General features: G+C 66.0%; 20 protein-coding genes and 1 pseudogene. 15 read left to right on the top strand and 6 right to left on the bottom strand.

Annotated features, from left to right (window positions below):
• Positions 1-109 precede the first annotated feature (109 nt).
• From A7D17_RS07220 to rpmG, 4 genes are all read left to right on the top strand, one after another.
• Positions 110-3,325 carry an efflux RND transporter permease subunit gene (locus tag A7D17_RS07220; RefSeq protein ID WP_064508474.1) on the top strand — a complete coding sequence of 1,072 codons (3,216 nt, stop codon included), beginning with the start codon at positions 110-112 and terminating at the stop codon, positions 3,323-3,325.
• Positions 3,322-3,969, top strand: a complete 648-nt coding sequence (locus A7D17_RS07215; protein ID WP_064508473.1) for a cation diffusion facilitator family transporter — start codon at positions 3,322-3,324, stop codon at positions 3,967-3,969. Before A7D17_RS07220 ends, A7D17_RS07215 begins: the two co-directional genes overlap by 4 nt.
• Positions 3,970-4,224: 255 nt before the next feature.
• Complete coding sequence (rpmB, locus tag A7D17_RS07210) at positions 4,225-4,461, top strand: 50S ribosomal protein L28 (protein ID WP_002809459.1); 237 nt, start codon at positions 4,225-4,227, stop codon at positions 4,459-4,461.
• Positions 4,462-4,474: 13 nt separating this feature from the next.
• Entirely contained in the window at positions 4,475-4,642 is a 168-nt protein-coding gene (rpmG, locus tag A7D17_RS07205) for a 50S ribosomal protein L33 (RefSeq protein WP_002809462.1), read from the top strand.
• A gap of 507 nt (positions 4,643-5,149) precedes the next feature.
• Here rpmG and A7D17_RS07200 read toward each other — a convergent pair.
• From A7D17_RS07200 to A7D17_RS07190, 3 genes are all read right to left on the bottom strand, one after another.
• Positions 5,150-6,172, bottom strand: a complete 1,023-nt coding sequence (locus A7D17_RS07200) for an amidohydrolase family protein (protein ID WP_064508472.1) — start codon at positions 6,170-6,172, stop codon at positions 5,150-5,152.
• 76 nt (positions 6,173-6,248) lie between these two features.
• Complete coding sequence (locus A7D17_RS07195; protein ID WP_064508471.1) at positions 6,249-7,304, bottom strand: 4-oxalomesaconate tautomerase; 1,056 nt, start codon at positions 7,302-7,304, stop codon at positions 6,249-6,251.
• A complete protein-coding gene (locus A7D17_RS07190) occupies positions 7,297-7,968 on the bottom strand; it encodes a 4-carboxy-4-hydroxy-2-oxoadipate aldolase/oxaloacetate decarboxylase (RefSeq protein ID WP_064508470.1) in 672 nt (223 codons plus the stop codon). Before A7D17_RS07190 ends, A7D17_RS07195 begins: the two co-directional genes overlap by 8 nt.
• A 101-nt stretch (positions 7,969-8,069) precedes the next feature.
• On the opposite strand from A7D17_RS07190, the gene A7D17_RS07185 reads away from it, so the two are divergent.
• Both A7D17_RS07185 and cls read left to right on the top strand, forming a co-directional pair.
• Positions 8,070-9,380 (top strand): LysR family transcriptional regulator, encoded by a 1,311-nt coding sequence (locus A7D17_RS07185; protein WP_064508469.1) that lies wholly within the window; start codon positions 8,070-8,072, stop codon positions 9,378-9,380.
• A 13-nt stretch (positions 9,381-9,393) separates the two neighbouring features.
• Positions 9,394-10,812: a cardiolipin synthase gene (cls, locus tag A7D17_RS07180; RefSeq protein ID WP_064508468.1), complete on the top strand. Its 1,419-nt coding sequence runs from the start codon at positions 9,394-9,396 to the stop codon at positions 10,810-10,812.
• A gap of 10 nt (positions 10,813-10,822) precedes the next feature.
• Here cls and A7D17_RS07175 read toward each other — a convergent pair whose 3' ends face one another.
• Positions 10,823-11,203 carry a VOC family protein gene (locus A7D17_RS07175; RefSeq protein WP_064508467.1) on the bottom strand — a complete coding sequence of 127 codons (381 nt, stop codon included), beginning with the start codon at positions 11,201-11,203 and terminating at the stop codon, positions 10,823-10,825.
• 131 nt (positions 11,204-11,334) lie between these two features.
• Here A7D17_RS07175 and A7D17_RS07170 point away from each other — a divergent pair, with 131 nt between their 5' ends.
• Both A7D17_RS07170 and uvrD read left to right on the top strand, forming a co-directional pair.
• A complete protein-coding gene (locus A7D17_RS07170) occupies positions 11,335-12,729 on the top strand; it encodes an FAD/NAD(P)-binding protein (RefSeq protein ID WP_064508466.1) in 1,395 nt (464 codons plus the stop codon).
• Between the two features lie 467 nt (positions 12,730-13,196).
• Entirely contained in the window at positions 13,197-15,383 is a 2,187-nt protein-coding gene (uvrD, locus tag A7D17_RS07165; RefSeq protein ID WP_064508465.1) for a DNA helicase II, read from the top strand.
• Between the two features lie 153 nt (positions 15,384-15,536).
• Here uvrD and A7D17_RS07160 read toward each other — a convergent pair whose 3' ends face one another.
• Positions 15,537-15,761: a hypothetical protein gene (locus A7D17_RS07160; RefSeq protein ID WP_064508493.1), complete on the bottom strand. Its 225-nt coding sequence runs from the start codon at positions 15,759-15,761 to the stop codon at positions 15,537-15,539.
• A 455-nt stretch (positions 15,762-16,216) separates the two neighbouring features.
• Between A7D17_RS07160 and A7D17_RS07155 the strand changes: the two genes are divergently transcribed.
• Both A7D17_RS07155 and A7D17_RS07150 read left to right on the top strand, forming a co-directional pair.
• Positions 16,217-16,798 carry a sugar O-acetyltransferase gene (locus A7D17_RS07155; RefSeq protein ID WP_064508492.1) on the top strand — a complete coding sequence of 194 codons (582 nt, stop codon included), beginning with the start codon at positions 16,217-16,219 and terminating at the stop codon, positions 16,796-16,798.
• A gap of 346 nt (positions 16,799-17,144) precedes the next feature.
• Positions 17,145-17,591, top strand: coding sequence for a universal stress protein (locus A7D17_RS07150; RefSeq protein ID WP_064508491.1), 447 nt, complete (start codon positions 17,145-17,147; stop codon positions 17,589-17,591).
• 159 nt (positions 17,592-17,750) lie between these two features.
• Here the strand turns inward: A7D17_RS07150 and tagK are convergent.
• Positions 17,751-18,409 (bottom strand): annotated as a pseudogene (gene tagK / locus A7D17_RS07145) (transcriptional regulator TagK).
• 292 nt (positions 18,410-18,701) lie between these two features.
• Between tagK and tssB the strand changes: the two are divergent.
• From tssB to tssE, 5 genes are all read left to right on the top strand, one after another.
• On the top strand, positions 18,702-19,211 hold the full coding sequence (gene tssB, locus A7D17_RS07140) for a type VI secretion system contractile sheath small subunit (RefSeq protein WP_008572540.1): 510 nt from the start codon (positions 18,702-18,704) through the stop codon (positions 19,209-19,211).
• Between the two features lie 4 nt (positions 19,212-19,215).
• Positions 19,216-20,709, top strand: a complete 1,494-nt coding sequence (gene tssC, locus A7D17_RS07135) for a type VI secretion system contractile sheath large subunit (protein ID WP_064508464.1) — start codon at positions 19,216-19,218, stop codon at positions 20,707-20,709.
• Between the two features lie 81 nt (positions 20,710-20,790).
• Positions 20,791-21,294 carry an Hcp family type VI secretion system effector gene (locus A7D17_RS07130; RefSeq protein ID WP_064508463.1) on the top strand — a complete coding sequence of 168 codons (504 nt, stop codon included), beginning with the start codon at positions 20,791-20,793 and terminating at the stop codon, positions 21,292-21,294.
• A gap of 208 nt (positions 21,295-21,502) precedes the next feature.
• Positions 21,503-22,297, top strand: coding sequence for a type VI secretion system accessory protein TagJ (locus A7D17_RS07125; protein ID WP_064508462.1), 795 nt, complete (start codon positions 21,503-21,505; stop codon positions 22,295-22,297).
• A gap of 6 nt (positions 22,298-22,303) precedes the next feature.
• Positions 22,304-22,807, top strand: coding sequence for a type VI secretion system baseplate subunit TssE (gene tssE / locus A7D17_RS07120; protein WP_064508461.1), 504 nt, complete (start codon positions 22,304-22,306; stop codon positions 22,805-22,807).
• Position 22,808: the final 1 nt, after the last annotated feature.

The following is a 22,808-nucleotide window of genomic DNA, read 5'->3' as shown; positions in this document are numbered from 1 at the left end:
TTGGTGTGCTGCGTCGCGACGCGACACGGAGGCCGCGCTGTCGGTCGTTGGCACCACGAGGGTGGCGCCCGGCGCAGTGCGGTGCCAGGTATGCACGGAGGGGCCTGTCATGCTGAGCAATATCATTCGCTTTGCAATCGCGCAGCGCTGGTTGATGCTGGCGTTGACCGGGGGATTGATTGCGATCGGGGCGTGGAGTTTTTCGCGCTTGCCGATCGATGCGACGCCGGATATCACCAATGTGCAGGTGCAGGTCAATACCGCAGCACCGGGGTATTCGCCGCTGGAGTCGGAACAACGGGTGACGTTTCCACTGGAGACGGTGCTGGCGGGATTGCCGGGGCTGGAGTCCACGCGCTCGCTGTCGCGCTATGGGTTGTCGCAGGTGACCGCCGTGTTTGCCGATGGCACCGATCTGTATTTTGCGCGGCAGCAGGTCGCCGAGCGTTTGCAGCAGGTCAAATCGCAGTTGCCGGCCGAACTGGAGCCGCAACTGGGGCCGATTGCCACCGGCCTGGGCGAGATCTTCATGTACACCGTGGAGGCCAAGCCCAATGCGCGCAAACCCGATGGCACCGCATGGACGGCGACCGACTTGCGCACCCTGCAGGATTGGGTGGTGCGGCCGCAGCTACGCAATGTGCCCGGGGTTACCGAGGTCAACACCATCGGCGGCTATGCACGGCAGATCCATATCACGCCCGACCCGGCGCGCCTGGTCGCACTGGGTTTCACGCTGGACGATGTCGCGCGCGCGGTGGAGGCGAACAATCGCAACATCGGTGCCGGCTATATCGAACGCAATGGACAGCAGTTCCTGGTGCGGGTGCCTGGGCAGGTGGACGACATCGCGCAGATCGGTGCGATCGTGCTGGATCGGCGCGAAGGCGTGCCGATCCGGGTGCGCGATGTGGCGCAGGTGGGCGAGGGCCGCGAGTTGCGCACCGGTGCGGCCACGCAGGACGGCACCGAAGTGGTGCTGGGCACGGTGTTCATGCTGGTCGGCGCCAATAGCCGCACCGTGTCGCAGGCGGCTGCCGAGCGTTTGAAAGTGGCCAACGCCAGCCTGCCGGCCGGCGTGCAGGCGGTGCCGGTGTACGACCGCACCGCACTGGTCGACCGCACCATCGTCACCGTTGCCAAGAACCTGATCGAAGGCGCATTGCTGGTGATCGTGGTGTTGTTCCTGCTGCTGGGCAATGTGCGTGCGGCGTTGATCACCGCGGCGGTGATTCCATTGGCGATGTTGTTCACGCTCACCGGCATGGTGCGCGGTGGCGTGTCCGGCAATCTGATGAGCCTGGGCGCGCTGGATTTCGGCTTGATCGTCGATGGCGCGGTGATCATCGTGGAGAACTGCCTGCGCCGCTTTGGCGAAGCACAGTTGCGCCTTGGGCGTGTGCTCGAGCGCGACGAACGCTTCGAGCTCACTGCCGAAGCCACTGCCGAGGTGATCCGCCCCAGCCTGTTCGGCCTGGGCATCATCACCGCGGTGTATCTGCCGGTATTCGCGCTCACTGGCATCGAAGGCAAGATGTTCCACCCGATGGCCATCACCGTGGTGCTGGCACTGAGCGGGGCGATGCTGCTGTCGCTGACCTTCGTGCCGGCGGCCATCGCGTTGCTGCTCGGTGGCAAGGTGGCCGAGCATGAAAACCGCGCGATGCGCTGGGCGCGCGGTGTGTACGCGCCGTTGCTCGATCGCGCGCTGCGCCACGGCCGCTGGATCGGCATTGCTGCCCTTGCGACGGTGGCGTTATGCACCGTGCTGGCCACGCGCCTGGGCAGCGAGTTCATCCCGAACCTTGATGAAGGCGATATTGCGCTGCATGCCTTGCGCATTCCCGGCACCAGCCTGGAACAGGCCATCACCATGCAATCCACCCTGGAAAAACGCATCAAGCAATTTCCGGAAGTGGCGCATGTGTTCGGCAAGCTCGGCACCGCCGAAGTAGCTACCGACCCGATGCCGCCATCGGTGGCCGACACGTTCCTGATCATGCATCCGCGTGCGCAATGGCCGGATCCGCGCAAGCCCAAGGCGCAGTTGGTGGCCGAGATCGAAGCGGCGGTGAAGCAGTTGCCTGGCAACAACTACGAGTTCACCCAGCCGATCCAGATGCGCATGAACGAGCTGATTTCCGGCGTGCGTGCGGACGTGGCGATCAAGGTCTACGGCGACGATCTGGAAACCCTGGTGAAGCTGGGGCAGCGCGTGCAGGAGATCGCCAGCGGCGTGCCCGGGGCAGCCGATGTCAGCCTGGAACAGGCCACTGGCCTGCCGATGCTGGCGGTGGTGCCCGACCGCGCTGCACTGGCTGGCTACGGGCTCAATCCCGGTGTGGTGCAGGACACCGTGGCTGCCGCAGTGGGCGGGCAGGAGGCCGGGCAATTGTTCGAAGGCGATCGCCGTTTCGACATCGTGGTACGGCTGCCGGAGGGCCTGCGTCAGGACCCGGCCGCCTTGGCGGATTTGCCGATCCCGCTGCGCGGCGATGGCGAGCGTGGCGATGTCGACGAATCCAGCCGCGCGGCCGGCTGGCGCAGCGGCGCGCCGACCACCGTGCCATTGCGTGAGGTCGCCAAGATCGAGACGGTGCTCGGCCCGAACCAGATCAATCGCGAAGACGGCAAACGCCGCATCGTCATCACCGCCAACGTGCGCGACCGCGATCTGGGCAGCTTCGTGGCGGAGGTGCAGCAACGCGTGCAGGCGGGCGTTGCCTTGCCCACCGGCTACTGGATCGGCTACGGCGGCACCTTCGAGCAACTGATCTCCGCCGGCCAGCGCCTGGCCTGGGTGGTGCCGGGCACCTTGTTGCTGATCTTCGCGCTGTTGTACTGGTCGTTCGGTTCGTTGCGCGATGCGGTGGTGGTGTTCAGCGGCGTGCCGTTGGCGTTGACCGGCGGTGTCGTGGCGTTGGCCATGCGCGGGTTGGCGTTGTCGATCTCGGCCGGTGTCGGCTTCATCGCATTATCGGGTGTGGCGGTGCTCAACGGCCTGGTGATGATCGCCTTCGTCCGCAGTTTGCGTGCGCAGGGCATGCCGCTGGAGCAGGCCTTGCGCGAAGGCGCGCTCGCTCGCCTGCGGCCGGTGCTGATGACCGCACTGGTCGCCGCGCTGGGCTTCGTGCCGATGGCCTTCAACGTCGGCGCCGGTGCGGAGGTGCAGCGCCCGCTGGCCACGGTGGTGATCGGCGGCATCGTCTCGTCCACCCTGCTGACCTTGCTGGTGCTGCCGGTGCTGTATCGCTGGTTGCACCGTGCGCGGTCGCAGCCCTCCACATCGGTTGAGGCCGCACGGCCGCAGGCAGGCACGCCATGAGCGGGTCCTGCTGCGGGTGCGGCAAGACGCTGGAGGTGGCGGCGATGCAGGCCCGTCAGCGGCGCGTGCTGTGGTGGGTGCTGGCGATCAATGCCGGCAGCTTCGTGCTGATGCTGGCCGGTGCGCTGCACAGTGGCGCCGCGGCGCTGCTGTCCGGCAGCCTGGACAACCTGGGCGATGCGTTGACCTATGCGTTGAGCCTGGCGGTGGTGGGCGCCAGCCTGGCGGCCAAGGCGCGGGTGGCCTTGCTCAAGGCCGGGCTGATCCTGCTGGCCGCGCTGGCGGTGGCGGCCGAGATCGGCTGGAAGCTGGCTCACCCGCAGCTGCCATTGTTCCAGAGCATGGGCCTGGTGGCGGCGCTGAACTTCGCCGCCAACCTGCTGTGCCTGCGCTTGCTGTGGCCGTACCGCAGGGGCGACATCAACCTGGCCTCGGCCTGGGCCTGCTCGCGCAACGATGTCTACGAGGGCATCGCGGTGCTGGCTGCCAGTGCCGGGGTCTGGGCGTTCGGTAGCGGCTGGCCCGATCTGGTGATTGCGGTGGCGCTGCTGCTGCTGTTCCTGCGCTCGGCGTGGGAGGTGGCACGCGGCGCCTGGGCGGAATTGCGTCGGGTCGCTGTGCTGGCGCAGCCCGGGGGCGTCTGATCCGCTGCCATCGTCGGGCGCGGCGCAGCAGCAGCGCTAGTGGAAGTGCTGTAAGTGCTTGCGGCGCTTGGGAAAGCCATGCATAATGCGCGGCTCGCTGTGCCCGGATCGCTCCGGATGGCGGCACCCAGCGCGATGGGGTTGCCGGCCGGTTCCAGCGTAAGTTCTTGATTCCCAACGTTGCGTGGCAGCTTGACGCTGTCGGGGCCGCCGCTCCCCAGGCTATGGGTGGCAATTCATTTATCGAGGTGCGTAATGTCCCGCGTATGCCAAGTGTCCGGCAAGCGTGTGCAGACGGGTAACAACGTCTCCCACGCAAACAACAGAACCCGTCGTCGCTTCCTGCCCAACCTGCACGAGCGCCGTTTCTGGGTCGCCAGCGAAAACCGCTGGGTGAAGCTCCGTGTCTCCGCGCATGCATTGCGCACCATCGACAAGAACGGGATCGATGCCGTTCTGAAAGAGCTGCGTGCGCGCGGCGAAAAGGTCTGAGGAGTAAGCAGTCATGGCAAAAGGCAAGCGTGACAAGATTCGTATGATTTCCTCGGCCGCTACCGGCCACTTCTACACCACGGACAAGAACAAGAAAAACACTCCGGGGAAGATGGAAATGATGAAGTACGACCCCGTCGTGCGTAAGCACGTGATGTACAAGGAAGGCAAGATCAAGTAATCCACCGATTACGCGATCTGCTTCCAGGCAAACACCCGCCGCAAGGCGGGTGTTTGCGTTTGGGGGAACCGATCGCGGCGCTCCTGATCGGGGCAAGGTGCCTGATCGACACGCGTCAATGCACAGCATTCTTTTCCCCCTCTTACACCTTGCAACACAGCTCTGCTGGCGGCATGCACTTCTCCACAGGTGAGAAAAACAAGGCAGCCGGCGTTTCACTGCTGAAGGCGCGTGGTGACGCGTTTGGCATCGCAGCCGGTGACGACTCACTGAGGCGCCCTGCATCCGCCCCTGTGGGGCACCTTCTCCCGACGGGAGAATGGAGCGAGACGTCGTTTTTTCCGTGCACGCACTGTCAGTAGCTTGCAGTTCGAGGCAAGGTAGCCGGCACTTCATTTCAGAAGGCGCGTGGCGGCGCGTTTGGCATCGCAGCCGGTGACCACTCTCCGAGGCGCTCCGCATCCGCCCCTACGGGGCACCTTCTCCCGATGGGAGAAGGAAACGCAGCTACAGTCCACGCGCGCGCAATTGCGCGTCCAGGCGTGGATAGACGCGACGCGCGTTGCCTTCGAATACCTTGCGTTTGTCGGCATCGGAGATCGCCAATGCGTCGATATAGCGCTTGGTGTCGTCGAAGTAGTGCCCCGTCTGCGGGTCGATGCCGCGTACCGCGCCGACCATTTCCGAGCCGAACAGGATGTTGTCGATGTCGATGACTTCGAACAACAGGTCGATGCCGGGCTGGTGATAGACGCAGGTATCGAAGAACACATTGCGCATCACGTGCGTGGCCAATGGCGGCTTGCCGAGCATGTCGGCCAGGCCGCGGAAGCGGCCCCAGTGATACGGAACGGCGCCACCACCGTGCGGGATGACGAAGCGCAGCTGCGGAAAATCGGCGAACAGGTCGCCTTGCAGAAACTGCATGAAGGCGGTGGTGTCGGCGTTGAGATAATGCGCGCCGGTGGCATGGAAATTGGCATTGCAGCTGCCTGAGACATGCACCATCGCCGGCACGTCCAGTTCCACCATCTTTTCGAAGAACGGATACCAGGCGCGATCGGTCAATGGCAGCCCGGTCCAGTGGCCGCCGGACGGATCGGGATTGAGATTGCAGCCGACAAATCCAAGCTCGCTGATGCAGCGTTCAAGCTCGGCGATCGAGTGCGCGATCGATACGCCCGGCGATTGCGGCAACTGGCAGACGCCGATAAAGGTGTGCGGATACAGCTGCACCACGCGCGCGATCAGATCGTTGCAGTGGCGCGTCCACACCTGGCTTACGGCGTCATTGCCGATGTGATGGGCCATGGTGCTGGCGCGTGGCGAAAAGATGGTCATGTCGGCGCCGCGCTCGCGCAGCAGGCGCAATTGGTGCTGCTCCACGCTTTCGCGCAGCTCGTCGTCGGAGATCTGCGGATATACCGGCACTGCCAGGCCTGGGTCGTTGTAGTGCGCAATCTGCGCCTTGCGAAACGCATCGTGCGCGGCAGGCGCGGTGGTGTAGTGGCCGTGGCAATCGATGATCATGGCAATGCTCGTCGCGATGCGGAAAGAGATGATGCTGCGCAGTCAAACGCCGACGCACAGGGCGGGGTGGCGACGCTCATGCAAATAACTCACCATCGAACAGCTTGCGTGCGGTCCTGATCACCGCGGCGCGCAGCGCTGCGCCGTGTGCGTCGCACTCGATGAGGCAACTGCTCATGCCGCTGGGGTGCTCCACCTCCACCTGCTGGGCGCTGCCGCCGGGCAACTGCGCCAGGGCATGCGCCGGCGCGTCCGGCAGCAGGCAGGCGGTGGCGACGCTGACCGCACCCAGCACGCCGATGGACGCGTGGCAGCGGTGCGGAATGAACGAGCGCACGCTGATCGCGCCACCGTTGCGCGGTGCGGCCACCAGCATCATCTTCGGCACTGTCGCGGTGCCGACATCGCCCAGCTGCATCAGGGGACCAGCCTGCAGCCGAATGGACTCCAGCCGCGCCTTGAGAACCGCATCCGCATCCAGCGTGGCGCGGTCCTCATATCCGCTGATCCCGACATCGCTGGCGCGCATCACCACGCAGGGCATGCCGTTGTCGATCAGCGTCACCGCTACACCATCGAGCGTGTCCACGGCGCGTCCGCTCGGCAACAGCGCGCCGCAGGAGGAACCGGCGATGTCGGCAAAGGCCAGTGCGACCGGGGCGGCGGTACCGGGCACGCCATCGATGCGGGTATCCCCGCTGTAGCGCACCTGGCCGCCAGGTGTCTGCACGCTGGCGGTGGCCAGGGTGCCGGTGTTGCGCATGAAGATGCGCACGTCGGTGATGCCATCGCGCGCCGGAAGCAGGCCGCGCTCCAGCGCGAAGGGGCCAACACCGGCCAGCATGTTGCCGCAATTCTGCGCATCGCTGACCTGCGCCTGTTCGACTGCCACTTGCAAGAACAGGTAGTCCACATCGGCGTCGGGGCGTGTGGAGCGCGACACCACCGCGACCTTGGAGGTCAGCGGGTCGGCGCCGCCCATGCCATCGATCTGGCACAGGTCCGGCGAGCCGTAGGCGCGCAGCAGGAAGGCATCGCGTGCGGCCGTGTCGGCGGGCAGGTCGTCGGCCAGAAAAAAGCCACCCTTGGAGGTGCCGCCGCGCATCCACATCGCGCGGACGCGCTCAGACATAGCGCAGGCCCTTGGCTGCCAGCCGCTCGCGCATGGCGTAGATGTCCAGGCCCAGTTCGCCGCGTGCCAGCCGCTCGCGCTTGAGCACCTCGCGCGCCTCGCGCGCCTGCGCTTCAACCAGCACGTCTTGAGCGGCGGCGCGTGGCACCACGCACACGCCGTCGTCGTCGGCCACCACCACATCGCCGGGCTGCACCAGCTGCCCGGCGCAGACCAGTGGCACGTTGACCGAACCCAGCGTCTCCTTGATGGTGCCCTGCGCGCAGACGGCGCGGCTCCAGGCCGGGAACTGCATGGCGGTGAGGTCGCGCACATCGCGCACGCCGGCATCGATGATCAGCCCGCGGCAGCCGCGCGCCTGCGCCGAGGTTGCCAGCAGATCGCCGAAGTAGCCGTCGCAGCAGTCACTGGTGGGCGCCACCACCAGCACGTCGCCGGGCTGCAGCTGTTCGATGGCCACGTGCATCATCCAGTTGTCGCCTGGCGGCACCGACACCGTGACCGCGGTGCCGGCCACGCGGCAGCCGGCATAGATCGGGCGTAGCCGGTGGTGCAGCAGACCGCTGCGGCCCTGCGCTTCGTGCACCGTGGCCACGCCGGCCTGTGCCAGCCCGTCGACGATGGCGATGGGTGCGCGCGCGACCTGGGTGACGACCTGGCTCATCCATCCATCCTCGTTAGTGGTGCGCCGAGTCTGCGCGGCGAGAGTCAACGTGCTCAAGATTCATTTGAGGTATGCGTATTGGTTTTGCTTATAGTTAGAGCATGCCGCCGCTAACGGAACCGAATCTTCGCCATCTTCATGCCCTGGCCGTGGTGCAGCGGCTGGGCAGCATCAGCGCGGCCGCGCCACAGGTGAACCTGTCGCAGCCAGCCCTCACCCAGGCGGTGGCGCGGCTGGAACAGCAGCTGGGCGTGCGCCTGTTCGACCGGCAACCGGGTGGGATGCTGGCCACCGAGGCCACAGGCCTGGTGGTGCCGCGGATCGAGCGCGCGTTGGCGCATCTGGGCCGCGGCATCCGGGTGGCGCGGCGCGCGCTGCGCTTGCCCGCCCGCCCGGGGCTGGAGCGGCGGGTGTCGCTGGGGCAGTTGCAGGCGCTGGTGGCGGTAGATGCGGCGGGCAGCTATTCGCTGGCGGGTGTGCAGTTGGGCGTGTCGCAGCCGGCGGTCTACCGCGCGGTGCAGTCCCTGGCCGATGTGATCGAAGTGCCGCTGACGGTGCGCCGCGGCAAGGCGGTGCAGCCCACGCCGGTGGCCGAACGGCTGCTGCGGCAGGTGCGGCTGGCGCTGGCCGAGGTTCGCGCCGCGCGCGATGAAGTGGCAGCCCTGCGCTCCCAGCATGCCGGACGGGTGGTGGTGGGGGTGATGCCGCTGGCCCGAGCGATCCTGCTGCCGCAGGTGCTGGCACGCTTTGCGCGCGCGCACCCGGCCGCCAGCATCAGCGTGGTCGAAGGGCCGTATGCGGAATTGCTGGCGCATCTGCGCGAGGGCGGGCTGGACCTGCTGATCGGCGCGCTACGCGAGCCCCTGCCGGTGCGCGATGTGCTGCAGGAACCGCTATTCGACGACGAGCCGGTGATCGTGGCGCGCAGCGGGCACCCGTTGGCCGGCAAGGCGTACGCCTCTGTGCAGTTGCTCGACTACCCATGGGTGATGGCCGCTGCCGGCACGCCGGTGCGCGAGCGCTGGGAGCGCATGTTCCGCGACCGCCAGCTGGAGCCGCCGCCGCTGCGCATCGAATGCGGGGCCGAGCTCACCGTGCGCGGGCTGTTGCTGGAAGGCGACTGGCTGACCCTGATGTCGCGCGACCAGTTCCTGTTCGAGCGCCGCGCCGGCCTGTTGCGCGAGATCGGCAGCGCCGGGCCGCGCTTGCGTCGGCAGATTGGCATGACCACGCGCAGCGACTGGCATCCCACGCGGGCGCAGACCGTGTTCGTGCAGACGCTGCGGCAGGTCTGCGCCGAGCGCGTGCAACCGGCCGATGCGCACGGCGGTCCGTTTCGCCACTGCATCGTGCCGGCTGCAGAAGCATCTTTGCCTTCACGCCCGGCCGGGTCAGAATCGGCTTCCTCATGAGAACGGAGCGCCGATGCTGCCCGATTGGGTGACAGGCACCTGGCTGCTGGCGCTGGACTGGGTGATCCGCCTGGCCGCGCTGCTGTGGATTCCCACCCGCACCACGCCCGGGGCGGCGCGCAGCTGGCTGTTGCTGATCGGGTTCGTGCCGGTGGTGGGCTTGCCGCTGTACCTGTTGTTCGGCCACCCGTGGCTGTCGCGCCTGCGCGTGGAGCGCCAGGCCACCGCCTCGCAGGTGATCCGCGAACAACAACTGCCCTTGCATGCATTGCGCTGGCAGCCGCCGGCCGATACCAGCAGTGCCGAAGTGGTGCCGCTGATCGAGCGGCAGGGCGACTTCATGCCGACCCTGGGCAATGCAGTGGAACTGCTCGACGACTACGCACACGCGTTGCAGGCCTTGACCACGGCAATCGATGCGGCCGAAAAACGCGTGCACCTGCTGTACTACCTGATGTTCGACGATGCCGTGGGCGAAGCAGTGGTGGCAGCGCTGGAGCGTGCGCAGGTGCGTGGCGTGCGCTGTCGCGTGCTGCTGGATGCGGTGGGCGCCAAGCGCGGCCTGCGCCGCTATCGCAAGCGCCTGCTGGCCGGCGGCATCGAGGTCCTTTCGGTATTGCCCGGTGGCCTGCGCTGGCGCCGCAGCGGGCGCATGGATCTGCGTAATCACCGCAAGATTGCGGTAATCGATAATCAGGTGGGTTTTGTCGGCTCGCAGAATCTGGCCGAGGCCGGCTTCATCGATGGGGTGCCCAACCGCGAACTGGTGGCGCGCGTGCGCGGGCCGGTGGTCAATCACCTGGAAGCGGTGTTCGCCAGCGACTGGTTCACCGAAACCGGGCAGCGCCTGGATGTGTGGCCGGACGCGCCGGTGTGCGAGGCCAATATCGCCACCCAGTTGCTGCCCAGCGGGCCGGCGTATCCGTTCGAGAACGCACGCGATGCGATCAATGCGGTAATCCATCTGGCGCGGCGCAAGGTGGTGCTGGTCACGCCGTACTTCGTGCCGGACGAAGCCTTGCTCAGCGCGTTGCGCATTGCCGCGGTATCGGGCGTGGATGTGCAGCTGATCCTGTCGGAGAGCAATAACCAGCGGCTGGCAGCCTGGGCGCAGGAGGCCTACTTCGACGAGCTGCTGCGCTGCGGGGTGAAGATTGCGCTGTACCGCCCGCATTTTTTGCATGCCAAGCACCTGAGCATGGACGAGGACATCGCGCTGGTGGGCTCGATCAACCTGGATATCCGCTCGTTCGCGCTCAATGCCGAGATCGGCATGCTCTGCTACGACCGTGGGGTGGTGCAGCGGCTGCGCCAGATCGAACAGGACTACCTGGCCAATGCGCGCCCGCTGGAGTTGGAGCAATGGCGCCGCCGCCCGGCCTGGCGCCGTAGCCGCGAGGGCATCGCGCGGCTGGCCGATGCGTTGATGTAGTGATGGCGCTTCAATCCAGGCGCATGACCTGGAAGACGTTTCCCTCGGGATCGTGGCCGTCGTACATCTGGTAGGCAAAACCGGCGTAGCGTTTGAGTTCGCCTACCTGTACGCCGGCGCGCCGCAGGTGTTGGCGATGCGCGGACAAGTCCGAGGCGATGGTGAACACGAACTTGAGGGTGGAGCCGGTTGCCGGTGCAGGGGGTGCCGGCAGCTGCCGATAGGCTTCGCCCACCCTGTGCAGTGCCAGCTCGATCTGCCCGGCTGCGAGCACCACCCATTGGCCGGCGATCTCCTCGATGACCGGAAGTGCAAAGTGGGTCTGATAGAACGCTTTGAGCGCAGCGACATCGCGGGCATAGACGATGAGCCGGACCAGGGCGGTGGACATCTGTGAACCTTTTGAAGGGCCATTCGACATGGCGATCGTACGCCCGCGATGCGATGCAGGTATGCGGCGGGTCGGTAAGGCCTGCCCTGGGCGCTTGGGAGGCCGGTGCTGCCATCGCCTACAATGCGCGCATGACTGAACTGCGTGAACCAGGCGAAGCGCTGATCGCCATCGTCGGCGGTGGCGCCTCCGGGGTACTGGTGGCGCTGCACCTGCTGCGGCAGGCGCGTACGCCGGTGCGGATCGAGCTGATCGAACCGCATCCGGTGCTGGGCGAGGGCGTGGCGTATTCCACCGCGCGTGCCGAACACCTGCTCAACGTGCCGGCGGCGCGCATGAGTGCGCTGGTCGATGCGCCGCAGGACTTCGTGGCCTATCTGCGCGCGCATGCGTGTTGCCCGGAGCTGGACGATGCGCAGCTGGCGCAGCACTTCGTGGGGCGGCGGCATTACGCGCCGTACCTGCGTGAGCGCCTGCAGGCTGCAGTTGCCGCCAGCCCGGCCAGCCTGCACGTGCACAGCGCACGTGTGCAGCGGCTGCATCCCACGGCGCAGGGCGCGCAGTTACAGCTGGACGATGGGCACACGCTGCAAGCCGCTGCCGTGGTGCTGGCGGTGGGCAATGCGTTGCGGCCGCTGCCGGTGCGCGGCGCCACCGGCCTGTCGCCAACCCAGCGTGTCGAGGCCTGGGACACCGAGGCAGTGGCTGCACTGCCACCGGAGGCGGCGGTGTGCATCGTCGGTTCCGGCCTGAGCATGGCCGACACCGTGGTGACGCTGGCTGCGCAGGCGCATCGCGGTGCGGTGCATGTGGTCTCGCGGCACGGTCTGTTGCCGTTGCCGCACGCGCATGGCGGCAGCGCCGACTTCGATCCGCACCCGCTGCTGGCACTGTCGCTACGCGCGCGCCTGCGCCGCCTGCGCCAGCTTGCGCGGGACGCGCTGGCGCAGGGGCGGCCGTGGCAAAGCGTGATGGAACGGATCCGCCCGTTGAGCCAAGCGCTGTGGCAGACGCTGTCGGTGGACGATCAGCGCCGCTTCCTGCGTCATGTGGTGCGCTATTGGGATGTGCATCGCCATCGCATTGCTGCGCCGGTGCATGCGCAGCTGCAGGCGATGCAGGCGCGCGGGCAACTGCAGCTGCACCGGGCGCGGCTGGATGTGGCGTTCGAGGTGGGCGCCTGCGTGCGGGTCAGTGCCGGGGCCGCCAATGCCGGGCACGCGCTGCAGTTGGATGTGCAGACGCTGGTCAACGCCACCGGCGTGGAGATGCGCGTGCAAGCGATGCGCAACCCCTTGTTGCAGCAGATGCTGGGCCAGGGCGTTGCGGTGGCCGGACCGCATGGCATTGGAGTGGACACGGCCGCCGACGGCCGCCTGATCGATGCCGATGGCCAGGCCAACCCACGCGTGCGGGTGATCGGCAGCCTGCGCATCGGCGCGCTGTGGGAGAGCCTGGCGGTGCCGGAACTGCGCGAGCAGGCTGCGGCGATTGCGCGGGATGTGTTGCTGCAGCTGGAGCGCTGATAGGCGGATGAGGACCGGAAATGCAGCCTGGCTGCCGTCTCCGTCCGTGACGCTGGCCTCTTCGATGGGCAACGGCGACGCATAGCGCCCGATGAGGGTGCGAGCAAAGCCTCGGGTGACCCGCAATGCGTCGTGGCTGCGCCTCGTGCCCTCACCCCAACCCCTCTGCCCTCACCCCAACCCCTCTGCCCTCACCCCAACCCCTCTCCCGCAGGCGGGAGAGGGGCTCTGCCACGGCGAGCATCCGCCTGCGCTCTTGCAGGCGGGAAAACGATCAGCGTCCTACCTTCTCTTGCAGGTGGCAGAGCAATCAGCGTCCTGGCTTCTCTGGCAGGCGGCAGAGCAGCCACTATCCCGCCTTCCCCCGCCTGCGGGGGAAGGTGCCCGAAGGGCGGATGGGGGCCGCAATCCCAACCGCTTCATCGCAATCTCAGCCGCAGCGACGCCACAACCGGTAAAATGCGCCGGTGGATGTCTCTCATTTGCTCGATCATTTAAACCCCGCCCAGCGCGAGGCCGTTTCCGCGCCGCCGGGGCATTACCTCGTGCTGGCCGGCGCCGGCTCCGGCAAGACGCGCGTGCTGATCCATCGCATCGCCTGGCTCAACGAAGTCCAGGGCGTGCCCAACCACGGCATCTTCGCGGTGACCTTCACCAACAAGGCCGCCGGCGAAATGCGCCACCGCACCGACCTGCAGCTGCGCAACGGCAGCCGCGGGATGTGGATCGGCACTTTCCACGGGCTGGCGCATCGCCTGCTGCGCCTGCATTGGCAGGACGCGCGGCTACCCGAAGGCTTCCAGGTCATGGACAGCGACGACCAGCTGCGGCTGGTCAAGCGCGTGGTGCAGTCGCTGGAGCTGGACGAAGGCAAGTACCCGCCCAAGCAACTGAGCTGGTGGATCAACGAACAGAAGGACGAGGGCCGCCGTCCGCAACATATCCAGCCCGAACCCAACGACGACTGGACCGAGGTGCGCCGGCAGGTGTACGCCGCCTACCAGGAGCGCTGCGACCGCTCCGGCCTGCTGGACTTCGCCGAGTTGCTGTTGCGCGCGCATGAGTTGTTGCGCGATACGCCGGCGCTGCTGGCGCACTACCGCGCGCGCTTCCGCGAAATCCTGGTGGACGAGTTCCAGGACACCAACGCCATCCAGTACGCCTTCGTGCGCGTGCTGGCCGGCGAATCGGGCAATGTGTTCGTGGTGGGCGACGACGACCAGGCCATCTATGGCTGGCGCGGCGCCAAGGTCGAGAACGTGCAGCGCTTCCTGAAGGATTTCCCCGGTGCGCAGACCGTGCGGCTGGAGCAGAACTACCGTTCCAGCGCCAATATCCTGGGCGCGGCCAATGCGGTGATCGCGCACAACCCGGACCGCATCGGCAAGCAGCTGTGGACCGACTCGGGCGACGGCGACCCGATCGATCTGTACGCGGCCTACAACGAGGTGGACGAAGCGCGCTATGTGGTGGAGCGCGCGCGCCAGTGGGTGCGTGATGGTGGCAGCTATGGCGAAGTGGCGGTGCTGTATCGCAGTAATGCGCAGTCGCGCGCGCTGGAAGAGGCGCTGATCTCCGAGCAGTTGCCGTACCGCGTGTATGGCGGCATGCGCTTTTTCGAGCGTGCCGAAATCAAGGACGCGCTGGCCTACCTGCGCCTGCTCACCAACCGCAGCGACGACGCCGCATTCGAACGCGCAGTCAACACGCCCACGCGCGGTATCGGCGACCGCACGCTGGACGAAGTGCGCCGGCTGGCGCGCGCCAATGCGCTGTCGTTGTGGGAAGCGGCGATGCTGGCCACGCAGGAAAACAGCCTGGCCGCGCGTGCGCGCAACGCCCTGGCCGGCTTCCTCAGCCTGGTCGGCCAGTTGCATGCCGAAACCGGGCAGATGGAACTGGCCGAACGCATCGACCACGTGCTGATGCGCTCGGGCCTGCGCGAGCATTGGGCCAAAGAGAGCCGCGGTGGGCTGGATTCGGAATCGCGCACCGAGAACCTGGACGAACTGGTCTCGGTAGCCTCGCGCTTCACCCGGCCGGACGATGAAGACAGCCAGGGCATGACCGAGCTGGTCGCGTTCCTGGCCTATGCCTCGCTGGAAGCCGGCGAAGGCCAGGCACAGGCCGGCGAAGAAGGCGTGCAGCTGATGACGCTGCATTCGGCCAAGGGCCTGGAATTCCCCATCGTGTTCCTGGTCGGGCTGGAAGATGGCCTGTTCCCGAGTGCGCGCTCGCTGGAAGAAACCGGCCGGCTGGAAGAAGAGCGCCGCCTGGCCTACGTGGGCATCACCCGCGCGCGGCAGAAACTGGTGCTGTGCTACGCCGAATCGCGGCGCATCCACGGCCAGGACAACTACAACGTGCCCTCGCGCTTCCTGCGCGAGATCCCGCGCGATCTGCTCAACGAAGTACGCCCGAAGGTGCAGGTTTCGCGCACTGCATCGCTGGGCGCGGCACGTGGTGGCCCGGTGCACGGCATCGTGGAGACGGCGCCGATCAAGCTTGGCGCCAATGTCGAGCATCCCAAATTTGGGGGCGGCGTGGTCGTGGACTATGAAGGCGCCGGCGCGCATGCGCGGGTGCAGGTGCAGTTCGACGAGGTCGGCGCCAAGTGGCTGGTGATGGCCTACGCGAATTTGACGGTGGTGTAGTCGGGTTCGCATTCGCCAGCGATTGCGTTTTCTTCAGCCCAAGACGGCGTGCGGTTGCACGGTGCGTGGAGAGAAGAGCCGACCGCTGGTGTAAGTCACATACGGCAAGCGATTGCTGGACGAAGCGTCGCCCCCGTTGCTCGCCCCGCGCGCTCACATCTCCCAACTGAAGGCGGAGTTGATCTGCTTGCCCTTCACGGTGAGTGTCGAATTGTTTCCGAGCACGACCAGCGTAAATGGCGGCACACGCGTGTCATGTCCTGCATAAATCAGGCGGAAGATTCTGCGCTTGGTATCGAACGTCTTGACCTGGAACCCGCTCCGCAACCACACGCCCTCGCTGTCGCCGGGCGCGTTGAAGCGAAGACTGGCGATCACTGGTGGGGTGCTGCGCCCGACTTCAAACATTATGGAGTACCCACTTTCTTCGAAAGAAAGTGACGCCGTTGCGTGTGCAGAGCAGCTCAGGCACGCAGACAGCAGCAATGCAATGCAAGTGAATACACATCGTGTCATGGCGTCATCCTTGAACGTGGCTATCCCGGAATGGCATGGTCAGGAATATCGATGCTGGCACAACGGCATTGCAATATGCACGGCAAGCAAGAATGGCGACATGGTCCCCAAGCCGATGAAGTCGGTGTTCGAAATTTGCATTCGTCGTTCCACTCTGGTGTTTGATACGTCAATTGCCTCCATTCGTCGACCGATCGCGACGTTCTGTGAGCCGCGATGGCCAGGTCGCCTGGACCATTTGTGCATCGCTCGATGCGCGAGATGACGCATCCATGCCACCCTGGCGCGACTTGAATTGCACACGGGTGCGCGACGACATGCAGACAGAAAAACAGAAGATGCTGGCAGGCGAACTGTACAGCGCTACCGACGCGCAGCTGCAGGCCGATCAAGCGGCCGCAGCCGAGTGGATGCTGCGCTACAACGCCGCTGTTATGCAGACGTCAGCCCAGCGCCATGCACTGTTGCGGGAGCGCCTGGCCGAGGTGGGCGACGGTGCGGTGATTCGTGCGCCGTTCCATTGCGATTACGGCTACAACATCCGCCTGGGTGCCGGGGTGTTCCTCAACTTCAACTGCGTGATCCTGGATATCTGCGAGGTGCGCATTGGCGACGGCACGCAGATCGGCCCCGGCGTGCAGATCTACGCTGCCGATCACCCGCGCGATGCCGCCGGGCGGGCCAGCGGCCTGGAATTCGGGCGGCCGATCCGCATCGGGCGCAATGTGTGGATCGGCGGCGGGGCGATCATCCTGCCGGGCGTGACCATCGGTGACGATGCGTTGATCGGCGCCGGTGCGGTGGTCACCCGCGATGTCCCGACAGGGGCGACCGCGGTCGGCAATCCGGCACGCCTGCGCGAGATGCGCCCGGACGCGGATGCGGTGGCCACCGATTGAACACCACGCTTGCCGAGTCGCGGTCGTCGTTGTCGATCGCAGATGCGCTGCGCGGCATGCACCATCGAGACAGGAATAGTAGGAAAAAGCGCTGGCAGCAACAGAAACGCCAGCAATAGCAACAACACTAGCGCAACTGCAACCTCTCCAGCATCCAGCCAGCACCAGCACCAGCACCAGCACGCCACCACGATCAAAGCAGCAATATCGGCAACTTCACACCAACGCAGTCCCAACACAGCCAGCAACATCGCCGCACTGATCCGCATCAAGGCTCGCTCCACCCGCACGTGCCACCGTGCGTTCAAGTCCATCGGCAGCAATGCCATCCTTGCAGGAGGTCACCATGTACAAACGTATTCTCATCGCCATCGATGCATCCGAGCTGTCGCATCGAGGCCTGTTTCAGGGCCTCGAGCTGGCCAAGGCCACTGGCGCCAAGGTCGATATCGTCACCGTGTCCGAGCCGTGGGCGATGGGTATGTACGATGCGATGGGCTGGAGCGTCGGCTACGAGGCCAGCCCGGAATACCGCACCGAGCGCGAAGCGGCCGCTGAGAAAATCCTGCGCCCGGCGCTGGAACTGGCGGCAGCCGCCAACATCAAGGCGACCTCGCGGCATGTGCTGGACCGTTTCGCGGCCGAAGGCATCGTGCAGACTGCAGAGGAATGCAAGAGCGACCTGATCATCATGACCTCGCATGGTCGCCGCGGTATGCGCCGCATGCTGCTCGGCAGCCAGACGGTGGAAGTGCTCACCCACAGCTCAATCCCGGTGCTGGTGATCCGCTGACACAGTGATCCTGCGGTGCCACTGCGCGCGTCACTTCGACCCAACCCACGCAGTCACCCAGGATCGCTCACGGGAGCGCACCCGGAGCGCGACGGGCTCTGCCCGCGTGGCCCATCGCATGTGCGGGCGTGCTCCAACAGAGCACACCCCAGCCGGCGCTCAGGCGTCCATTGGCTCCAGCCGCGCCGCCGTGCTCTGCGCCGGCCGTGCCAGGCGGCGTAGCGCTTCGGTATGTACCAGCGGCGCGCCGTAGGTGCCCGGTACGCCATTGCGTAACGCGCTGGGCACTGGTTGCGGCATGTCCTGGCTCAGCTCGCGCATGAAACGCCACATCGGCATGTAATGGCCACGGCGCGGGGCCGGTGCGTGCGGCTTGGCGCGGCACTGGCGGCGCCACTGCATCGGCGGCATGCCGAAACGTTGCTGGAAGGCGCGCTGGAACTGCCGCTCGGAGGCAAACCCCATTTCGTACAGCAGCCAGGTCAGGCTGCAGTCCGGGTAGGCCTGCAGATAGCGGTGCGCCGTGCACAGCCGCTGCTCGCGGATGTAGCTGGCCACACCGCCACGCGACTGGAACAGCCGGTACAACGAGGCGCGCGAGAGTGCGAATGCCTGTTGCAATGAGTCGGTGCCAAGCTCGGCCTCGCCGATGTGCTGCTCGATGTAAGCCAGCAGGTCGATCATCAACGGCGTCTGCGCGTCCGTGGTCGCGCACGCCTGCGGAACGATGGCGCTGTAGTAACTGATGCTCATGCGGTGCTGCCTGCGGCCCACTCCCCGGGGCCTGTCCCTGGATCAACCGAAAAAAGCAGCGGCAACCCATCACGCACCTTTCACAAAGTCGGCGGTGCATCACGCATCGGTGTGATTGAGACGATTTGTCGGGTGGGCATTTGGCGCCATTCCTAGACTCGCCGCAGCGCTGAGAAAGCGTCATCGCACGGTCTGCCGCTTCGGTCCGCGTGGTGCGCGGCAGTTGCGGGATGGCCCGCAACACCGGCGTCGCACGCAGGCTGCAGGCCATCCGCCGGGCCGGCGACATCCAAGCCACAAGGCAGCGCCCGTGCCGAGCACGGTGGCGCAACGGGCAAGCTCAATCGGAGATCAGGCATGGCCAGCAGTCAGAAGTTCATCGCCCGCAACAGGGCGCCACGCGTGCAGATCGAATACGACGTCGAGGTCTACGGTGCGCAGAAGAAGGTGCAGATTCCGTTCGTGATGGGCGTGATGTCGGACCTGTCCGGCGCCAACGCGGGTGAGCTGCCATCGCTGGACGAGCGCAAGGCACTGGAGATCGATGTCGACAACTTCGACAGCCGCCTGCAGTCGATGCGCCCGCGTGCGCAGTTCAAGGTGCCCAACACGCTCACCGGCGAAGGCGAGCTGGCGGTGGATATCACCTTTGAAAGCATGGACGATTTTTCGCCGGCCGCCATCGCGCGCAAGGTCGCGCCGCTGGCCAAGTTGCTGGAAGCACGCACCCAGCTGGCCAACCTGGACACCTATATGGACGGCAAGGCCGGCGCGGAGCAGTTGATCGCCAATGCCATTCGCGACCCGGCGTTGCTGCAGTCGCTGGTGTCGGCGGCCAAACCCGCCTCCGAACCGGAAGGAGCCTGACGCCATGTCCGCCACCGAAGCCGCACTGGCCAGCAGCAGCACCGAAACAGCCGAGCAGGGCGATTTTGCCGCGCTGCTCAATCGCGAGTTCCGCCCCAAGAGCGAACGCGCCAAGGAAGAAGTGGAATCGGCGGTCCGTACGTTGGCCGAGCAGGTGCTTGCGCGCAGCGACGTGGTCAGCGAAGACGTCTCGCAGACCATCAAGGCGTATATCGCGCAGATCGACCGCACGCTCACCGAACAGCTCAACCAGATCCTGCATCACCCCGATCTGCAGCAGCTCGAAGGCGCCTGGCGCGGCCTGCATTACCTGGTCAACAACACCGAGACCGACCAGCAGCTCAAGATCCGCGTGCTGAACATCAGCAAGAAGGAACTGGGCAAGGTGCTCAAGCGCTACAAGGGCACCGCCTGGGACCAGAGCCCGATCTTCAAGAAGGTCTACGAGCAGGAATACGGCCAGCTCGGTGGCGAGCCGTATGGCTGCCTGGTCGGCGATTATTACTTCGACCAGAGCCCGCCGGATGTGGAATTGCTCAACGGCATCGCACAGGTGGCCGCCGCTGCGCATGCCCCCTTCATTGCCGCAGCCGCGCCCAAACTGATGGGCATGGACAACTGGAACGAGCTGTCCAACCCGCGCGATCTGGCCAAGATCTTCTCCACGCCCGATTACGCCGCATGGCGCTCGCTGCGCGAGTCGGAAGACGCCAAGTACATCGGTCTGGCGATGCCGCGCACGCTCTCGCGCCTGCCGTACGGCGCAGCCACCAGCCCGGTGGACGAGTTCGATTTCGAAGAAGAGACCACCGGCGCCGATTCCAGCAAATACACCTGGCAGAACGCGGCCTATGCGATGGCGGTGAACATCAACCGTTCGTTCAAGCAATATGGCTGGTGCTCGCGCATTCGCGGTATCGAATCCGGCGGCGCGGTGGAAGGCCTGCCCACGCACACCTTCCCTACCGACGACGGTGGCGTGGACATGAAGTGCCCGACCGAAGTGGCGATCACCGACCGCCGCTCGGCCGAGCTGGACAAGATGGGCCTGATGCCGCTGGTACATCGCAAGAATTCGGACATGGCCGCCTTCATCAGCGCGCAGTCCTTGAACAAGCCCGACGAATACGACGACCCGGATGCCACCGCCAACGCCGCGCTGGGCGCGCGTCTGCCCTACATGTTCGCCTGCTGCCGCTTTGCGCATTACCTCAAGTGCATCGTGCGCGACAAGATCGGTTCGTTCTCCGATCGCGAACAGATGCAGGGCTGGCTGACGCGTTGGGTGACCCAGTACATCGATGGCGACCCGTCCAACTCCAGCGAAGAAACCAAGGCACGCAAGCCGCTGGCCGCTGCCGAAGTGGTGGTGGAGGAAGTGGAAGGCGCGCCGGGCTATTACAGCTCCAAGTTCTTCCTCAAGCCGCATTACCAGCTCGAAGGCCTGACCGTGTCGTTGCGCCTGGTCTCGCGCTTGCCCTCGGCCGCCAAGGCCTGATCCGACGCATTCGCGTCACGGGCACGACGCCACTGCGCGTTGCGCCACCCCTGTTGTCACTTTCATTGAAGGAGCAGTTCCATGGCGTTCGACATGCACATCAAGTTCGGCAGCGGCAAGGTCAAGATCGAAGGCGCGTCCAACCACAAGAAGCACAAGGGCGAGATTCCGATCCTGGCGTGGTCGTGGGGCGCGAGCAATTCCGGCGACCTGCACACCGGTGGCGGCTCGGCCAGCGGCGGCAAGGCGCATATCCAGGACATCTCCATCACCAAGTACGTGGACGGCTGCTCCAACGCCTTGCTCGATGCAGTGTGCACCGGTGCACGCGTGGAAAACGCCTGGCTGTACGTCACCAATGCCACCGGCGAGCAGAGCGACTTTCTCACGATCGAGCTGAGCGAAGGCGTGTTGATCACTTCGCTGTCCACCGGCGGCTCCGGCGGCGAAGATCGCCTCACCGAGAACGTGACGCTGCACTTCGGCAAGTTCAAGTACGGCTTCCAGCCGCAGGACGACAAGGGCACGGCGCAGGGCGGGGCGAAGGAATTCACCTACGACATCCAGGGCGTCGCCAAGGCATAACGCGTCACGCAAACCGCGTGCGATCGCCGGATGGCGGGGCGGATGGGAGATCGGCACGCGCCATGCGTCCATGCCGGTTGCATCGCACCGCCTGCGGCCCTGCGGCAGCCGCGCGCGCGTGGGTGTGCTGCTGCGCCCGATGCCTCTAATGCAATCACCGGCGGTGTCGACAGCGACACCGCTCCCTTCTTCGATGAGGACATGCGCGATGGATGCCACCGCACACAGCCTGCTTGCCCGTGGCGAGCCGGCGCAGGCATTGCAGCAGCTGGTGCAGCAGGTACGCCGGCAACCTGCCGATGCTGCGCAGCGCGTGTTCCTGTTTCAGCTGCTGGCCGTGCTGGGCCAATGGTCGCGTGCGGCCGACCAGTTGCGTGCCTGCGGGGAGCTGGATGGAACCACCCAGCCATTGGTGCAGACGTATCTCGCGGTACTGCAGGGCGAGCAGACACGGGCGCAGGTGTTCGCCGGCGCCCAGTTGCCGCACGTGATCGGCGAGCCGGCCGAGTGGCTGGCACTGCATCTGCAGGCGCTGCGCCTGTCTGCACAAGGCCATGGCGCGCAGGCAAACGCGCTGCGTGCCCACGCCTTCGAACTGGCACCGGCAAGCGCGGGCGTGCTGGATGGCGAACGCTTTGAATGGCTGTCCGATGCCGATGCGCGCTTCGGGCCTTGTATCGAACTGATGCTCGACAGCGGCTATGCCTGGGCACCGTTGCAACAGATCCATCAGCTGCGCTTCGAAGCACCGGCGGACCTGCGCGACACCGTGTGGGCGCCGGTGAGCGTGCTGTGGCGCAATGGCGGCCAGGCGTTTGCGTACATGCCAGTGCGGTATCCGGGCAGCGAGCATCTAGATACCGGCGAGCTGCAGCTGGCGCGCCGTACGGAATGGACACAGGGCGCGCAGGGCGAGATCGGCCTGGGCCAGCGCATGTGGAGTACCGAGTCGCGTGAGCTGGCGTTGCTGGACGTGCGCCACCTGCAGTTGGACCTGGGCTGAGCCACCATGGCCGAGCTCACCACCACCGAACGCCTGCAGCCCTCGCTGCTGGACCGGCTCACAGACACCGTGCCCAGTCAGCGCGAAGAGAGCCGCGAGCAACGCGTGATCTCGGCCACACGTCTGCGCGAGTGCGTGATCCGCGATCTGTCGTGGTTGTTGAATGCGGTCAATCTGGACACCAGCCATCCGTTGGGCGCGTATCCGCAGGTGCAGCGCTCGGTCCTCAACTTCGGTATCCCGGATCTGGCCGGCGTGGCGGTCACCGGCATCGATGCGGCGGCACTGCAGCAGCGCATTCGCGAGGCGATCCTGGCGTTCGAACCCCGCCTGATCCCCGACACGCTACGCGTCAGCGTGCATGCCGATGCCGCGCGCATGGACCGGCGCTCACTGCTATTCACCATCGAATCGGAGATGTGGGCGCAGCCGTTGCCGTTGAACCTGTATCTGAAAACCGCGCTGGATCTGGAAACCGGCCGGCTCGATGTCGTCGAAGGGCATGGCTGAG

It is taken from the genome of Xanthomonas floridensis (assembly GCF_001642575.1).
In the GTDB taxonomy this organism is placed as follows: domain Bacteria; phylum Pseudomonadota; class Gammaproteobacteria; order Xanthomonadales; family Xanthomonadaceae; genus Xanthomonas; species Xanthomonas floridensis.
Note: the sequence above shows the minus strand (reverse complement) of the source record. Positions and strands in the feature narration are given on the sequence as shown.

Excerpts from the sequence above, each read along its gene's own strand:
- A7D17_RS07220 (WP_064508474.1), top strand. The coding sequence starts at position 110 with ATGCTGAGCAATATCATTCGCTTTGCAATCGCGCAGCGCTGGTTGATG.
- A7D17_RS07195 (WP_064508471.1), bottom strand. The coding sequence starts at position 7,304 with ATGTCTGAGCGCGTCCGCGCGATGTGGATGCGCGGCGGCACCTCCAAG.
- tssE (WP_064508461.1), top strand. The coding sequence starts at position 22,304 with ATGGCCGAGCTCACCACCACCGAACGCCTGCAGCCCTCGCTGCTGGAC.
- A7D17_RS07150 (WP_064508491.1), top strand. The coding sequence starts at position 17,145 with ATGTACAAACGTATTCTCATCGCCATCGATGCATCCGAGCTGTCGCAT.
- A7D17_RS07185 (WP_064508469.1), top strand. The coding sequence starts at position 8,070 with ATGCCGCCGCTAACGGAACCGAATCTTCGCCATCTTCATGCCCTGGCC.
- A7D17_RS07170 (WP_064508466.1), top strand. The coding sequence starts at position 11,335 with ATGACTGAACTGCGTGAACCAGGCGAAGCGCTGATCGCCATCGTCGGC.
- A7D17_RS07190 (WP_064508470.1), bottom strand. The coding sequence starts at position 7,968 with ATGAGCCAGGTCGTCACCCAGGTCGCGCGCGCACCCATCGCCATCGTC.
- tssB (WP_008572540.1), top strand. The coding sequence starts at position 18,702 with ATGGCCAGCAGTCAGAAGTTCATCGCCCGCAACAGGGCGCCACGCGTG.
- A7D17_RS07215 (WP_064508473.1), top strand. The coding sequence starts at position 3,322 with ATGAGCGGGTCCTGCTGCGGGTGCGGCAAGACGCTGGAGGTGGCGGCG.
- A7D17_RS07175 (WP_064508467.1), bottom strand. The coding sequence starts at position 11,203 with ATGTCCACCGCCCTGGTCCGGCTCATCGTCTATGCCCGCGATGTCGCT.
- tssC (WP_064508464.1), top strand. The coding sequence starts at position 19,216 with ATGTCCGCCACCGAAGCCGCACTGGCCAGCAGCAGCACCGAAACAGCC.
- A7D17_RS07125 (WP_064508462.1), top strand. The coding sequence starts at position 21,503 with ATGGATGCCACCGCACACAGCCTGCTTGCCCGTGGCGAGCCGGCGCAG.
- A7D17_RS07200 (WP_064508472.1), bottom strand. The coding sequence starts at position 6,172 with ATGATCATCGATTGCCACGGCCACTACACCACCGCGCCTGCCGCGCAC.
- cls (WP_064508468.1), top strand. The coding sequence starts at position 9,394 with ATGCTGCCCGATTGGGTGACAGGCACCTGGCTGCTGGCGCTGGACTGG.
- A7D17_RS07155 (WP_064508492.1), top strand. The coding sequence starts at position 16,217 with ATGCAGACAGAAAAACAGAAGATGCTGGCAGGCGAACTGTACAGCGCT.
- A7D17_RS07130 (WP_064508463.1), top strand. The coding sequence starts at position 20,791 with ATGGCGTTCGACATGCACATCAAGTTCGGCAGCGGCAAGGTCAAGATC.
- rpmG (WP_002809462.1), top strand. The coding sequence starts at position 4,475 with ATGGCAAAAGGCAAGCGTGACAAGATTCGTATGATTTCCTCGGCCGCT.
- rpmB (WP_002809459.1), top strand. The coding sequence starts at position 4,225 with ATGTCCCGCGTATGCCAAGTGTCCGGCAAGCGTGTGCAGACGGGTAAC.